We start from the raw sequence: 15,669 nt of genomic DNA on the forward strand, positions 1-15,669 counted from the left end.
ATCCTCCTTATGGGCCTTGTCCTCTACGATACGTTAAGGCGGCAAAAGGTGCCCTTTGAACCCGCCACCCCCGGGCACGTGGGCATCTACGTCTGCGGTCCCACGGTCTACTCCGACCCCCACCTGGGCCACGCCCGGGGACCGGTGGTCTACGATGTTCTCCGCCGCTACTTCCTCCACAAGGGCTACAAGGTGCGCTTTGTATCCAACATCACCGACGTGGGCCACCTCACGGACGACGCCGACCAGGGGGAGGACAAGATTGAGAAGAGGGCCAAGCTGGAAAGGCTAGAGCCCATGGAGGTGGCGGAGAAGTACATGTGGAGCTATTTTGACGCCATCCAGGCCCTAAACGTCCTCCGCCCCTCCATCGCCCCTCGGGCAAGCGGCCACATCCCCGAACAGATTGAGCTCACCGAGCGGCTTCTTAGGCTTGGCTACGCCTACGAGCGGAACGGAAGCGTCTACTTCCGCGTGCGGGCCTTCCCCGAGTACGGGAAGCTTTCCGGTAAGCGCCTGGAGGAGCTCAGGGCCGGCGCCCGGGTGGAGGTGCGGGAGGAGAAGGAAGACCCTTTGGACTTCGCCCTTTGGAAGCGGGCCGAGCCCGGGCACATCATGCGCTGGAAGAGCCCCTGGGGGGAAGGCTACCCGGGGTGGCACATTGAGTGCACCGCCATGAGCCTCAAGTACCTGGGGGAAGGGTTTGACCTCCACGCCGGGGGCATTGACCTGCAGTTCCCCCACCACGAGTGCGAGATCGCCCAGGCGGAGGCGGCGGGCTACCGCTTCGCCCGGCACTGGATGCACCACAACCACGTCCTCCTAGAGGGCGAGAAGATGGCCAAGAGCACGGGGAACCTGGTCCTACTCCACGACCTCCTGAAGGCCCACGAGCCCATGGCCCTCCGCTTCTACCTCCTGCAGACCCACTACCGGAGCCCCATGGACTTCACCTGGGAGGGCCTGGAGAGCGCCAAGCGGGGCTACGCCCGCCTCCTCCAGGCCTACCGGGAGGTGCGCCAAAGGCGGAAGACCGCTTCCCCTGGCTCCACCCCCGGGCTGGAGCGGGCACTAGACGACCTGGAAAGGGCCTTCTTCCAGGCCATTGAGGACGACCTCGCTACCCCCGAGGCCCTCGCCGCCTTCTTCACCTTCCTGCCCGAGCTCAACCGCCTCCTGCCCGAGGCCAAGGGGGATAGCCTGGCCCGCGCCGAAGCCCTCTTCCACACCCTAGGGGAAGGCATCCTGGGGCTTTTCCCCCAACGGGTCTTGGAGGACCGGCTTTCCGGGCCCCTTCTGGAAGGGCTCATCGCCCTCCTCCTGGAGCTACGGGAGGAGGCCAGAAGGGCCAAGGACTACGCCCAAAGCGACCGCATCCGCGAGCGGCTAAAGGAGCTTGGGGTCATCGTGGAGGACACCAAGGAGGGCCCCAAGTGGCGGCTTGAGCTCATCTAAAAAGCCCCCGGGATACCCCGGGGGCCAAGAGCCTAGGAGGCTAGCGGGGGATGGGGTAGCCCTCGGCCTCGAGGACCGCCCCCGCAATCTCCCGCCTCAAAGAAATGAAATCCACCGCTGGGCGCTTTGTAAGCCGGCGCACAGCTGAGAGGATGAAGCTTTGCTCATCCCCCTGGGCTAACCGAGGCACCACCTGGCTGGCTCGCATCTGCGCCCGGTCTGCCGCCTGATAGAGGTAGAGCCTGGCCATCTTTTCTGCCACTCCACCAAGCCTACGGGCCCGCAACAAGGCACTTTCTGCAGCATAGATGTCAATGAGGAGATCGGCAGCAGCGGCAAGGAGCTCCTCCTCCTCCTCTAGTCTCTGCTGGAAACGCATCGCTCCGAGGCCCGAAAGCATGAGGGCGAGCTTCTTCAAGTTTTGGATCAAGGCCGCTTCTTGGTCTTCAGGTTCCTCAAAGCTGGGGGACATGAGCTCATCCTGAAGCTTAGTAGCCGCCTGAACCAGGGGCAACTCCCCCTTCATGGCCCGCCGTAGGAGCATCCCTGGGATGAGAAGCCGGTTGATCTCGTTGGTCCCTTCAAAAATACGGTTGATACGGGCATCCCGGTAAGCCCGTTCTATGGGGTACTCCTGGGAGTAGCCGTAACCCCCGTGAATCTGGACCCCTTCATCCACAGCGTAGGCCAAGACCTCCGAGCCAAGCACCTTGATGATGCTAGCCTCTATTGCGTACTCCTCAATACCTGCCATTACCGCTTCCGGGCCCTTCTTGTCACCGATGGCCTCATCAATGAGGCCCATGGTGCGGTAAACGGCACTTTCCCCGGCAAAGGCCCGCGTCGCCATCTCGGCCAATTTCTCCTGGATCAGGCCGAACTGGGCGATGGGCTTACCAAACTGAACCCGCTCCTTGGCGTACTTGGTGGAAATCTCTAAAGCGAGTTTAGCCCCACCAATGGAGCCCGCACCCAGCTTGTAACGCCCGACGTTCAAGATGTTGAAAGCGATCTTGTGCCCCTTGCCAATCTCTCCCAGCACGTTCTCCACGGGCACCTTGACGTCTTCCAAGATCACTTGCCTGGTGGAGGAGGACTTAATCCCCATCTTCTTCTCTTCAGGGCCCACCTTCACCCCGAAGCCCCGCTCCACGATGAAAGCGGTGAACTTCTCCCCATCCACCTTGGCGAACACGATGAAGACGTCAGCGAAGCCGGCATTGGAGATCCATTGCTTCACACCGTTGAGAATGTAGTACTTCCCATCCTCCGAAAGGGTGGCCCGGGTCTTCCCTGAAAGCGCATCGGAGCCGGCCCCAGGTTCGGTAAGGCAATAAGCGCCCACCCATTCCCCCGTCACCATCTTCGGCAAATACTTTTGCTTCTGTGCTTCGTTGCCAAAGTAGATGATGGGAAGCATGGCCAAAGTGGTGTGGGCTCCGTGTGTAACGGCAAAACCTCCTAATCCCGCGAGATTTTCAGCAATAACCGTGGAAACTGTCTTAGGAAGGTCCAGGCCCCCGTACGCTTCAGGCGTTTCAGCACCCAAAAGGCCCAACTCCCCCGCCTTGCGGAGCAAATCGCGGTTCAGCTCCAGCTCACCATGCTCCAAGCGCTCCAAAAGAGGGAGCACTTCCCGCTCCGCAAACGTACGGGTTGTCTTGGCAATTTCGCGAATCGTGGAGTCAAAGTCCTCTGGGGTGTAAATGCGCTCCGGAGCCTCCAAAAGCCAGCCGCCGCCTTTCTGCCAAAGCTTCTTCTCTTCTACCATACTCCCCTCCTTCTACGCCGGGTACACCTCAAAAACACCAGCAGCCCCCATGCCGCCGCCGATGCACATGGTCACAAGACCATACCCCCCACCGCGCCGGGAAAGCTCGGAAATAAGCTGCGCCGTGAGCTTAGCCCCCGTGGCCCCCAAGGGGTGGCCGAGAGCGATGGCCCCCCCGTTCACGTTGGTCTTCTCCTCCGGCATCCCCAAGCTCCGCATCACCGCCAAAACCTGGGCGGCAAAAGCTTCGTTGAACTCTATGAGGTCAATCTGATCCAGGGTAAGGCCCGCCCGCTGAAGGGCCTTGGGGATAGCCTTCACCGGTCCAATGCCCATGATGTCGGGCTCCACACCGGCCACGGCGAAGCTGACGAAGCGGGCCAAGGGTTTTAGGCCTAGAGCCTCCGCCTTCTCCCGGCTCATGACAACGACCGCCGCCGCCCCATCGGAGTAGGGACTGGCGTTCCCTGCGGTCACCGTGCCCCCCTTCTTGAAGGCGGGGCGGAGCTTGGCCAGGGCCTCGAGAGTGGTGTCCGGACGAACAGTTTCGTCTTTCTCCACGACCGTTTCCTCTACCACCTTCTTGGTGCCCTGGAAAGTCACTTTGGGTACGCGAATGGGAACGATCTCGGTGAACTTCCCCTCCCGCTGGGCTTTGGCTGCCAGCTGGTGGCTTCTATACGCCCACTTGTCCTGGTCTTCCCGGGATATGCCAAAGCGCTCCGCTACCCGCTCGGCGGTGTAACCCATGCCGATGTACGTGGAGTACGCCTCTGGACTCCAGGTATCGGGGGTAAGCTCAGGGTGCAAGCGGGTTACAAACCCAGACATGGGCACCTGACTCATCACCTCCACGCCACCCGCAAGCACCCCATCCGCCATCCCTGTCATTACAGCTTGAGCCGCCATGGCAATGGTCTGCAGACCCGAAGAGCAAAAACGGTTAACAGTGGCACCCGATACCTCTATTGGGAAGCCAGCCCTCAAAAGAGCCAACCGTGCGATGTTTAGCCCCTGTCCCGCTTCTGGAACCGCACAACCCCAAAGGACATCCTCCAGCTCCCGTGGATCCAAGCCAATGCGCTCCACAGCCCCGCGCATCACCTGTGCAGAAAGATCCACTGGGTGCAGATTCGCAAAAGCGCCGTCCCGCTTTCCCCGCCCAACCGGGCTCCTCACCGCACTGACAATGACTGCCTCACGCATTTTCCATCCCCCTAGCGCCACCTTAGTTCCGCAGCGGCTTGCCCGTCTTCAAAGTGTAGGCAATCCGCTCCTGCGTTTTCCGCGTGCCCAACAGCCGGACAAAAGCCTCGCGCTCCAGCTCCAGCAAGAAGTCTTCCGTCACCTCACGTCGCGGTCCACCTCCACCCGAAAGAACCCACGCAATTTCCTGGCCAATTTTGACCTCGTGGTCGGTGATCTCCCCTGCCTCCCGGAATTGCCAAACGGCGTACTTTAAGTTGCCCAAGGCCTCATCGCCCAGAACTGTGATTTTGGAAGGAAGGGGAGGACGGTAATCCACAGCAAGCTCCAGCACCTTCCGCTTCGCGTCTGCGATGAGGAAGTCACGGTTCATCGTTATGCCATCGCGATCCCGGAGGAAGCCGAGCTTCTTGGCCTCGAGAGCACTTGTGGCCACCTTAGCCGTGGCGATAAGCTCAAATGCCCGACGCACACCCTCAAACAAGTCCGCCTGGGCGAAGCCAGAAAGTTCCCTCGTGAAGCGCAGGAGCATCTCCTTGGTGCCCCCACCTGCGGGCAACAAGCCGACCCCAGCCTCTACAAGGCCGGTATACAGTTCGGCATGCGCCTGCACATGGTCTGCATGGAGCATGAACTCAGCTCCCCCACCCAAGGTCAGACCGAAGGGGGCCACCACAACCGGGAACGGAGCGTACCGAATCGCCTTAGTGGCCTGTTGGAAAAAGTATGTGGCGCGCTTGAGCTCAGCCCAATCTCCCTCCTGAGCTAAGGACAGAATGAGGGCGAGGTTCGCTCCTGCTGAAAAGGCCCGGGGGTCCTCATTACCAATGACCAATCCTAGGTAATCCCCCGCTTCCACCGTTCTCAGCGCCTTCTCCAGGGTTCGGAGGACCCCTTCCCCGATGGCATTCATCTTGCTGTGGAACTCCAGCAAGAGCACCCCGTCGCCCAGGTCCAAGATGGAAGCTTCGGAAGTAGAATGCAGGACCCTCCCCTCCCGCTTGAGAGGCTTCAGTTGAATGATGTCGGGACGGCTTGGAAGGGGGTGGTATACGCCATCAAAGCCCAGGAAGGTCCCGTTGAGATAGAAGCGCTCATGCCCCCGAATCCAGTCGGGTTCCTCAAGCCCAAACTCCCGGAAAACCTGGCGCACGTAATCCAACCCCAGGGCATCCATGTTCTTAAAGGGCCCTTCTTCCCACCCAAAGCCCCACTCCAAGGCCTGGTCCACCCCTACAAGGTCATAGGCGATGTCGGGGGCCTTTGAAATGGTGTAGTGGGCCGTCAAGGCAAAGAGCTCTTTCAAAAAGGCACCGTACTTTCCGGGTAGTTGCTGAGCTCCCCGAAGCCGTTCCTCCAAGGGTTTATCCTTCAAGGCACTCAGCTCCGGAAGCTCTAGCTTCTGGCGTGGGCGGTACTCGAGGGTGGCGTAATCCAGGGTATAACGTTCCCCATCTACTTTCTTGTAGAAACCTGCCCCTGTCTTATCGCCTAAAAGCCCCCGCTCAACAAGCTGATAAAACCACTCTGGGAGCTTAAAGTCCTCTCCTGTAGCCTCTGCAAGCTCTTCCGCCACCAGCTTCAGTACGTCCAACCCCGTAAGGTCTGCCGTACGGAAGGTAGCCGAATTAGGACGCCCCAAGAGGGAGCCCGTGAGGGCATCCACCTCGTCAATGGTCAGGCCGTGCTTTTCCATAAGCCGCATGGCCTGCACCATTCCATACACGCCCAACCGGTTGGCGATAAATCCCGGGCTATCCTTGGCTAGAACCACACCCTTACCCAGGATACGTTCGCCAAAACGCCGCATCGCTGCCACAACATCCGAGTCCGTCTCGGGTGTTGGAATGATCTCCAATAGGTGGAGGTACCGGGGCGGGTTAAAGAAGTGGGTCCCCAAGAAGCGGCGCTTAAATCCTTCCGAGCGACCCTCCAACAAAACCCGCATCGGGATGCTGCTGGTGTTCGAACTAACAATAGCATCCGGATGCAGCACGGATTCCAGCCGGGCATAAAGGGCCCGTTTTGGCTCCACCTTTTCCACAATTGCTTCCACTACCCAGTCACAATCCTTCAGTTTGTCTAGGTCATCCTCAATATTGCCCACATCAATGTAGCTTGCCAAATCCTTATCCATGAACGCAGGAAACTTGGACTTCAGAGCACGCTCCAGACCCTGCTTAGCAGGACCATTACGGTCATCCTGACCGGGTATATCCAGGAGCACCACTGGGATGCCTGCGCTAATAACCAACGCAGCAATCCCACTGCCCATGGTTCCAGCCCCTATGACCCCAACCTTTTTGATCCGACGCATCTTTTCCTCCCCAAACTTATACTCGGTCAAAGTTTAATGCCAAAGGCATCTGCCGTCAAGATGTATCCTACTCCCTATCGCACCTCACTTACCCGGTCGCTCCTTACAAAGCTCCAGAAACGCGCGCCTTAGCTCCCGCACCTCCTCACGCAAGGCTCCCAACTCCTTCTCTACTTGTCCTAGCCGGCTCTCCAACGAGCTTTGCCGCATCTGCCGGCGCATGTACCATTCCGCCACCAGGCGCATGCTCGGATCCTCCATCAACCAGCGCATGAAAGCATCGGCTAGCGTCTCACGGCGTCCAGGGGGACCGTGATCCTTGCCATAAAGAAGATGCCGCTCTATGAGTTCCGGGATCTTGGGGTTCAACGGCCCACCGCTTTGCCTGTAAAAGGCCCGTATACGCTCCTCCATGCTCAAATCGCTCTTTCCCATTCAACACCCCCTAAATGCGCTGCCGCACAACCTTATACGCCAGGTACCCTGAAAGGATCAGGCCACCCCAAAGCCCCAACTGCCCCGCAAACCGCACAAGGAAGGGGTCGCGGGAGGAATCCCCACCAAACGCCAGGAGAATGGATCCCCCGAGAAAGAGCCCGCTCGCTAACATACCCAACGAGAGCCGGTTAACCAACCGGGACATCAGACGCTCTTGATCGTGGGCCAGCCTCCCTTCAAGAACCAATCTAAACTCATTCCAGGCTAAGTTTTCCAAAATCTCCTTAACCCTTCGGGGAAGCGTGGCTAAAAACTCCAACCCTTCTGCCAAAAAGCTCGCATTGGTGCGATAATTGAACCGGCGCTTAAGCCAGCTCTCTATAATCCGTATGTCCGCAGACTCCACTACATGATGGAAGCTAATCTCCGGGCAAAGCCAACGCGCTGTACCTTCTGCCGCGGACCATCCTTTTGCCCACAAGGCAAGACCCGAGGGGATGCGGCAATGATTTTGGAAGGCGATTTTTATAGACCGTATAAGAAAATCGCCCCAATTTCGCAGGCTACCCTGCTCCGTGTTGACGTAATGGATGCCCAGAGCCCGAAGCTGATCCCGCAGCCTCCCCCGATCCGTAAAGGCTGTGGGTTCGTAAACCTCCATGATCGTTTCGGCAGCGTCCTTTGCTTGGCCCGACCGCACATGAAGCAACGTGCGAAAAATCGCCTCTATATGGGTAGCGTCCATGCGACCCATCATTCCCCAATCAATGATGTAGCACTTGCGGTTATGCCGGTGTATCATCAGGTTCCCCCCATGGGGATCCGCGTGATATAAGCCCTCAAGGAAGGTTTTAATGTAAATGTGGGCTAGGTCCAACATGATCTCAAGACGCTCTTCAAAAGTAAAGAAATCTACCGGAAAATCTTTTAGGTTCCAACCGTCTACAAACTCCATTACGAGCACTCGTTGGGTTGCCAAGTACACCTCTGGAACAGCCAAGGTGGCGAATTCTTCCGCCATCCGGCGCCCCTCTTCGGTATTGCGCGCCTCAAGACGCATGTCTAGCTCTGACATGGCGCTAGAATAATAGTCCTCCAATATACCGGGCAAATCCAACGAAGCAGCAATGGGAGGAGGCAAAAGTCGTTGAACCCGGGACGCGATCCGCTTTATCACGCCAATGTCGGTTTGGAACAACAGGTCCACCAACGGGCGCACCACCTTAACCGCACAAGCACGCCCATCCCGCAACTCCGCCCGATACACTTGAGCCACAGAAGCAGACGCAAGGGGTTGGGGATCAATCCAGTTAAACGTTTCCAATCCCTCGGGAAGTTCCTCCTCCAAAACCAAAGCGATGTAGGGAAAGGCCATGGGAGGAACCTCGTCTAGGAGAGTTTTAAGCTCGTCCGTAAATGGGTCGGGAAAGAGCTCCTGCCGGGTAACCAACACCTGACCCAATTTGATGTACGTGGGCCCAAGCTCCTGAAACGCTTGCTTTACCCGACGCCCTAGTGCCCGCCATCCTTCCTCAGACCGCGGTAGGCCTCCCGCAAGAAGCTGGGACAATCCATAACGGGCCATGGTGCTTACCACAGCTCGCATGCGGGCACGAGGCGTGATCGTCTTCGCCTTAGCCTCTAGTTCCTGCTTCAGCCGCCTGCGCTCCTCCTCCGATAAGCGGTACCGTCGCACCGAGTCCACCATCGCAATCCCCCCCTACTTCAACACCGCCGCAAGCCGGAACTCTGCCCCCTTCGCGCCCAGCAGGAAACCCCCCCGTTGCGCCAAACCGAAACGGAGCTCTGCTCCTGGCAACTCCACCCCCAGCCTAAAACCTAGCGAGAAGCCCGAAGGACCCCCAATTCCTAGCTCCACCCCCAAAGGCACCCGGGTGAACAACCGGTACGAGGCGCCCACACCTAGCCGCCACCCCTCGTCCAGGAAACCCCCAAATACCCCACGTGCCCGAGCCAAAAGGAACAAAGGCTCCCCCTGACCAAGGAAAATAGGATAATACGCATAGGCATCTATTTCTGTGGGCAAAGATAAAGATCCAGCCGTCTGAGTCGTTTGCGAAGCGCAACTCACCTGGCTATTGCCTGTACCATTGCGAAGGCATTCCACAATGTCCAAGGCCGCTGCATCGGTGGCCTGCACGCTTACCGTTCTACGTTCCCCAGTATAGCTGAGTTGACCCAAAACGCGGAAGCGAATTCCTGCCCCTACAGTAGGCAAGCGGGTTCGAACGCCAAAACCGAGCTGATACCCAAACCCCCCGCCACCCTCCACCGCCTCGAGGCTTGCGACCCCATCGTAACCGTTGGCATCGTAGTAAAGACTACCGCCTAGACCAGCCTGGCCCAGGAAGCGGGCGTAAAGCACCGATAGCTCCGCACCAGCCACCACCAGTCCATCCAAGAGCGGTAAGGCCGCCTGAAGCGTCAGCCGATCAAATACCACACCTGTGCCTTGGGTGCCATCCAAAACGAGCACATCACCCGGTTGCGCTCCATCCTGTGCCAGGGAAACTAAATCTTTTCCAATATTAAGCCGACCTCGAGCTTCAATCCCGTAGGAAAGTCCAAGGCTAAAGGCCGCGGAACCCGTTAGCGGGTCTACGCCAAAAGGCCAGGCCACAGCAAACACCTGGCCCAGGCCACGCAACGTAGCCACCGAATCCGAACCCCTGGGTACCTTAGCTGCCAAGAGGAGGATGTCCGTGGGTTGGGGGTCCCGCAACAGGGCAGCCACGTTTATTAAGTCGGCAAGGGTCAGGGTGTTGTTGTCCACATCCAACCCCAGGCTCGGAAGCCCGATCTCCAAGCCTCCCTCCAAGGGAAGAGCCTGGGGACCTTCCGGGTACAAGGCAGGCTGACCAAAGGCACCCGACCCTAAAATCAAGCAAACGCTCGCAACCAAGCCAACACGGCGCATCCCTCACCTCCCGATCCGCAACCTCGCTGTACCCTTAGCAAAAATGCGTAGCTGATCTTGTGCCTTAAACCGGAAGACCCCCTGGCTACCCGCAGGCCCCTGCAGGTGCAAGCGTGCCGCCACGTGAACGTTCTCTTGACCCAGAAGCCCCAAGAACCGCCTAGCCTCCTCCTGAGGCAGCTCAACCGCAATCCTCTTACGAACTGCACCCTGTGAACGCCCATCCGCGTCTACCTGAGGAGCAGGTATGGGATCGGATACCGTATAGACGAAATCCCCGGGCAAAGGCGTGTCAAACCGAGGCTCGTTCCCCGATCCGGCCCACAGGGTGACGCCCAAGACCTCTGTGGGAAGCTCAGATTCCAACTCCAGGGTAAGCCCAAGCGTTTCTGTATACCGTTGGAGCTCCTCCACAGTAGCTGCGGGAAGCGCTCCTAGTGGTGAGGCAAGTGCCTTTGTGGTAACAACAAAAGGGCCTGAAGACTTAGCCCCGAAGGGGGCTAACACCCGTGCCTGGCTAACAACTTGCCTAATGTTGCAGCCTAACACGCTGCAGCCTTCCTGCGCAACATACCTCAGGAGGTCCTCCAGATCCGCCAATGGCGTCAACCTAAGGTCTACGCGCACCTCCCCCGAGAACACAGCCACGCCCAAGGCATTGAGCAAAGCGCTCGCCTCAGCCACCACCTCCACCGGTTGCCCTGTGTTAAAGCGGAATTCCGTGCTCCCACCGTTAACTGCCATCAAATTTCCCGTGCACTTGCTGCTTGCTCCCTGCGTACACACAGCGATATCCCTGGCCCGTACGTACCCTCTAGGCAGGGTAAGCGTAAGCGTTTGGAAAAGATACGCCTCGGGAAGTTGCGCCTGTTGCAGCAGGCTTTGCAAGGCAGCATTCACGCCACTAATCCGGGGAAGCGTAATCTCCTTCCTAACCTCCCGATTAAGCTCTAGCGCAGAAACGAAAAACTGTAAGCCAAAATCGGGAACACCTATCTCCAAGGCCATATCCCCTTGCTGGATACGGCCTCTTGCCTGACCCCCGCTTACCGTAAACAGGCGGACGTTAGGGCTTTCACCAAAAAGAAGATCGTAGAGATCCCACACGTCCAGCTGAATCCTCGCCAGAGGGATATCCCGGTACTCTGGCGTGAGTGGAGTTTCGGGGGCTAGATTCCTCCTAGCCTGCTCGGGACTCGGAAGGCCACACGCTCCCAACAACACACCCAATAGCGCCCAAACGTAGGCACGCCACCCCTTCACGATCCACCTCCACTCCCAGCCTCATCGCGCAACACCCGCCGAAGAACCTTTCCAACCAAGCTCTTCGGCAACTCCTCTCGGAACTCCCATATTCTGGGCACCTTGTAGGCAGCCAAATGTTTGCGGCAGAATGCTTCCAAATCCTCCTCCGTAACCTGCCCACGCGCTTCTGGCTTCAAGACCACGAAGGCTTTGACCGTCTCCCCCCGGTAAGGATCAGGCACCCCCACAACCGCGGCCTCTAAGACACCCGGGTGCATATAGAGAACTTCCTCTACTTCCCTGGGATAAATGTTGTACCCTCCGGCAATGATTAGATCCTTTTTGCGGTCTACAATGTAAAAATAACCCTCTTCGTCCATCCGGGCCATATCCCCCGTATAAAGCCACCCATCCCGCAGAACCTGGGCCGTTTCTTCGGGGCGCCGCCAATAGCCTTTCATGACGTTTGGGCCGCGAACCACCAGTTCGCCCACTTCCCCAGGGGGCAACTCCCTTCCCTCACTGTCCACCACCTTGGCCTCCACCCCAGGGAGAGGCAAGCCAATGGAGCCCACCTTCCGTTTCCCAAAAAGGGGATTGGCATGCGTAACAGGGCTTGCCTCCGTCAAACCATACCCCTCCACTAGCTTGGCCCCTGTAACCTCCTCAAACTGCCTGGCCACCTCTATAGGAAGGGGAGCAGCCCCAGAGATGCAGAACTTAAGGGAGGAAACATCCCGTTTCGCCAAATTGGGCACCTGAAGAAAGCCCACGTACATCGTGGGTACTCCCGGGAAAAGCGTCACCCGATGGTCCTCCACGTGGTCCACGAGCTCCTTCGGTTCGGGCCGGGGTACGAGAATAAGCTTCCCCCCGCCCTTGATGCCGAGGTTTAGGGCTACTGTCATCCCGTACACATGGAAAAAGGGAACCGCGCATAGCCCCACCTCGTTGCCCTCCTCGAGGCGGAACTTGTCCTGCCTAACACGCCCCGCCTCCATCCACGACCACACCTGGTAAACGTTCGCCACCAAGTTTCTGTGGGTGAGCATGGCCCCTTTGGGCGATCCCGTAGTACCCCCCGTATATTGCAAAAGTGCCAGATCATCAGGAGCCACCTCCACCGGAGCGGGTTTTCCTTCCTGTAAGAGGGCGCTGAAATCCCTCCGCTTAGGATGTTCCGGCAACTCCTGCCAGATCCCTTCTTGTTTGGCCTTTGCCAAGTACAAGACATTAAGCGGAGGAGGAAGATAATCCTGGATTCCCGCCGTGAACACCACCTCTACAGGGGTTTCCGCCTCTATTTCCAGGTAGCGGGGGAAGGCGAAGTCTATCATGATGAGAAAGCGGGCTTCTGTATCCTCAAGAATCGCCCGCATCTCCCGGGGCGTATACAGGGGGCTCATGTTGACGACAACCCCTCCCGCCATCAACACCCCGTAGTAGGCCATCACGTACTGGGGAGTATTGGGAAGCATCAATGCTACCCGATCCCCCTTCCGAAGACCCAAGTGCTGCAAATTTGCCGCAACCCTCTGCGTCAAAGCAAGAAGCTCGCCATACGTCACCTTCGTGCCGTAAAAGAAAAGGGCTTCCTTTGAATGCCACTTACGAGCTGACTCCTCCAAGAGAGCATGTACAGGGACCTCAGGGTACTCAAGCTGCCACGGCACTCCCGGGTCGTAAAACTTCAGCCAGGGCTTTTCTTGCGCACGGGTCATTTTCCTGCCCCCCTCTTGCGGTCTAGCTCCTGCAACAATTTCCTGGCCCGCTCGTGCTCGTATTGATCCTCGGCAGTGTTGGCGGGAGTTGCCAGCGCCGTTTTTAACCCGCGATCGGATTCCTGGAAATCCCCTATTAGCAGGTTGGCGTAGCCCCCATCTACATAACCGAGAATGACCCGCTTGGAGTTGCTTCGCAAAGACTCCGCTTTGTCAAGGAACACGCGAACCTGGTCCCGCCGACATCCAAAAATCAAGCATATGTTCCGCGAAACACCCTCCGCATGCCACAAAGCCATGCCGATATAGGGGTCGGGAAAGTGAGGTGCCAGTTCTATGGATTTACTGAAGGCAGAACGTATCTGGTTCACCAACAGGGCTTGCGTGAAGAGCCCTGCGTACTGAACATACCGTCCCAACGCCTGCCCCAAAGCGAAGTACGCCTTGGCTTCAGCGCTCACCTCAAAGGATGCCCTCCGCTTCTCTTGTGGAGCCAACTTGATCGCCTCGCGCGCCGCATCCGCAGCTCGCCTAAACCAGTCTTGGCGTTCGGCCTCCTGCGCCTGATAGCGGGCATAATTCGTCGCGCTATAGGAAGCCAAAATGTAGCCCCAAGCATCCTTACGCTGTAGCGCCTTCTCGTACGCCTCCCGGTAACGTCCAGCACCATGCAAGGCCTCGAGGTCAGCCAAGTCCGACGGAAAATCCGGTGGGGAAACAACCCGAAGTTCAGATTGATTGCCCACCCCAACCTGAGAAACCAGAACCAAACCAATAACCGCCCCGTGTACGGCTTTCCGCAGGCTCACCAACATCTGCTTCGCCCCCCTCCAAACCGCTCCGTCGCCTTCTAAAGGCGATCCGCTGCAAGCGTTGGTGCCTACATTAGGCGGGGGCAAGCTTGAACGTCAAGGGGCGGGGACGGTTTTAACAACACTACACGTACTCTTAGTCCATATTGTCTTTTGTCTCGCTTTTTATACATTATGCAAAACTTTGATATTGCTAGCCTTTTAGCTCAATTGTACAAGCATCTTAACGGCTCTTGACAGAAGCCTTGACCCGGTCTAAGGTGATAACTGCATTCCCAAACGGGAGGTGACAAACCTATGTACGAACCTTTTTCCGACGAATGGGCCAAAGCATACTGCGAAGCACTGAACGGCAATTCCGCCTATCGCCAGGCCGCAGCGACATGGGAAGGGGCGCTAATCTTGGCGGTAGAGCCGGATCCCGCCTTTGGCCTGGAAGAAAAGCGGGGCATTTACCTGGATCTTTACCACGGTGAATGCCGAGGTGCACGACAAGCTACTGCGCAGGATTTTGAGGAAGCACCATACATCATTACCGCTGATGCCCGTACATGGAAGCAAATCATTGAGGGAGAACTGGACCCCGTATCCGCACTCATGCGGGGGAAAGTAAAGCTCGAAAAGGGGGACCTTGCCGCGCTCAGCCAGTACATGATGGCAGCCCTAGAGCTCACCAATACGGCAAAACAAGTCCCCACCCAGTATCCAGAAGGGCTCTAACCATGCGTGCGGTTGTTTTTGAAGGCAAGGAACGAATCGCAGTCAAAAGGGTGGACCCCCCTAGCCTCCAACACCCGTTAGATGCTCTGGTACGGGTGCATTTAGCTGGGATTTGCGGTTCCGACCTGCACCTTTACCACGGCAAAATCCCCGTACTCCCAGGAAGCATTCTGGGTCACGAATTCGTGGGCCAGGTAGAGGCGGTAGGTGAGGGTATCCCGAACCTCAGGCCGGGTGATTGGGTTGTAGGGCCCTTCCACATCGCATGTGGCACCTGCACCTACTGTAGGAGGCAACAGTACAACCTATGCGAGCGAGGGGGCGTCTACGGTTACGGCCCCATGTTCGGCAACCTCCAGGGTGCCCAAACAGAACTGCTACGGGTACCTTTTGCCCACGTCAATCTTCGCAAACTGCCCCCAAACCTCAGCCCTGAGAGGGCCATCTTTGCCGGCGACATACTTTCCACGGCGTACGGGGGCCTTATTCAGGGCCAGTTCCGTCCCGGGGACAGCGTAGCAGTCATCGGAACTGGGCCTGTGGGATTGATGGCCATCGAAGTGGCACAGGCGTTAGGCGCGAGCAAAGTTCTGGCCATTGACCGTATTCCCGAGCGCTTGGAACGTGCTGCCGCTCTCGGCGCCATTCCTATAAATGCTGAGCGAGAAAATCCGGTCCGCCGCGCTCGTTCTGAAACCAATGATGAAGGACCTGATCTGGTCCTCGAGGCCGTGGGCGGGCCAACCACTCTTAGCCTAGCCATAGAGATGGTACGGCCGGGTGGAAGGGTATCAGCTGTCGGCGTGGACAACGCACCCTCCTTCCCCTTTCCCTTGGCTTCTGGGCTAGTCAAGGACCTAACCTTCCGAATAGGGCTAGCCAACGTCCATTTGTACATTGATACCGTTCTGGCTCTCCTGGCAAGCGGGCGGCTAAAACCGGAGAAGATCGTTTCCCATTATCTTCCTCTAGAAGAAGCTCCTCGGGGATACGAGCTGTTTGACCGCAAAGAGGCGCTCAAAGTGCTTTTGATAGTTAGGGGGTGA

General features: G+C 57.9%; 12 protein-coding genes. 3 read left to right on the forward strand and 9 right to left on the reverse strand.

From position 1 onward, the window contains the following. The first annotated feature begins 9 nt into the window (after positions 1-9). Positions 10-1,455 (forward strand): cysteine--tRNA ligase, encoded by a 1,446-nt coding sequence (cysS, locus tag L0C60_RS04745; RefSeq protein WP_234503904.1) that lies wholly within the window; start codon positions 10-12, stop codon positions 1,453-1,455. A gap of 40 nt (positions 1,456-1,495) precedes the next feature. On the opposite strand, the gene L0C60_RS04750 is transcribed toward cysS, so the two are convergent. The 9 genes from L0C60_RS04750 to L0C60_RS04790 all read right to left on the reverse strand — a co-directional run bounded on the left by L0C60_RS04750 (position 1,496) and on the right by L0C60_RS04790 (position 13,906). Then, a complete protein-coding gene (locus L0C60_RS04750; RefSeq protein WP_234503900.1) occupies positions 1,496-3,226 on the reverse strand; it encodes an acyl-CoA dehydrogenase family protein in 1,731 nt (576 codons plus the stop codon). A gap of 12 nt (positions 3,227-3,238) precedes the next feature. Then, positions 3,239-4,432, reverse strand: a complete 1,194-nt coding sequence (locus tag L0C60_RS04755) for a thiolase family protein (protein WP_234503890.1) — start codon at positions 4,430-4,432, stop codon at positions 3,239-3,241. A 22-nt stretch (positions 4,433-4,454) separates the two neighbouring features. Then, complete coding sequence (locus L0C60_RS04760; protein ID WP_243092550.1) at positions 4,455-6,749, reverse strand: 3-hydroxyacyl-CoA dehydrogenase/enoyl-CoA hydratase family protein; 2,295 nt, start codon at positions 6,747-6,749, stop codon at positions 4,455-4,457. Between the two features lie 84 nt (positions 6,750-6,833). Then, on the reverse strand, positions 6,834-6,995 hold the full coding sequence (locus tag L0C60_RS04765) for a hypothetical protein (RefSeq protein WP_234503884.1): 162 nt from the start codon (positions 6,993-6,995) through the stop codon (positions 6,834-6,836). A gap of 199 nt (positions 6,996-7,194) precedes the next feature. After that, complete coding sequence (locus L0C60_RS04770) at positions 7,195-8,793, reverse strand: ABC1 kinase family protein (protein ID WP_279231912.1); 1,599 nt, start codon at positions 8,791-8,793, stop codon at positions 7,195-7,197. Positions 8,794-8,907: 114 nt separating this feature from the next. Next, positions 8,908-10,014, reverse strand: coding sequence for a hypothetical protein (locus L0C60_RS04775; RefSeq protein ID WP_234503878.1), 1,107 nt, complete (start codon positions 10,012-10,014; stop codon positions 8,908-8,910). Positions 10,015-10,128: 114 nt separating this feature from the next. Then, positions 10,129-11,388, reverse strand: coding sequence for a hypothetical protein (locus L0C60_RS04780; protein ID WP_234503875.1), 1,260 nt, complete (start codon positions 11,386-11,388; stop codon positions 10,129-10,131). Continuing rightward, on the reverse strand, positions 11,385-13,091 hold the full coding sequence (locus tag L0C60_RS04785; protein ID WP_234503872.1) for a long-chain-fatty-acid--CoA ligase: 1,707 nt from the start codon (positions 13,089-13,091) through the stop codon (positions 11,385-11,387). The genes L0C60_RS04780 and L0C60_RS04785 overlap by 4 nt, the downstream gene beginning before the upstream one ends. Continuing rightward, entirely contained in the window at positions 13,088-13,906 is an 819-nt protein-coding gene (locus L0C60_RS04790) for a hypothetical protein (RefSeq protein WP_243092551.1), read from the reverse strand. The genes L0C60_RS04785 and L0C60_RS04790 overlap by 4 nt, the downstream gene beginning before the upstream one ends. 294 nt (positions 13,907-14,200) lie before the next feature. Between L0C60_RS04790 and L0C60_RS04795 the strand changes: the two genes are divergently transcribed. Together L0C60_RS04795 and L0C60_RS04800 are read left to right on the forward strand one after the other, a co-directional pair. Next, positions 14,201-14,623 (forward strand): SCP2 sterol-binding domain-containing protein, encoded by a 423-nt coding sequence (locus L0C60_RS04795; RefSeq protein WP_234503866.1) that lies wholly within the window; start codon positions 14,201-14,203, stop codon positions 14,621-14,623. A 2-nt stretch (positions 14,624-14,625) separates the two neighbouring features. Then, positions 14,626-15,669, forward strand: a complete 1,044-nt coding sequence (locus tag L0C60_RS04800) for an alcohol dehydrogenase family protein (protein WP_243092552.1) — start codon at positions 14,626-14,628, stop codon at positions 15,667-15,669.

The sequence above is a fragment of the Thermus hydrothermalis genome, assembly GCF_022760925.1.
In the GTDB taxonomy this organism is placed as follows: domain Bacteria; phylum Deinococcota; class Deinococci; order Deinococcales; family Thermaceae; genus Thermus; species Thermus hydrothermalis.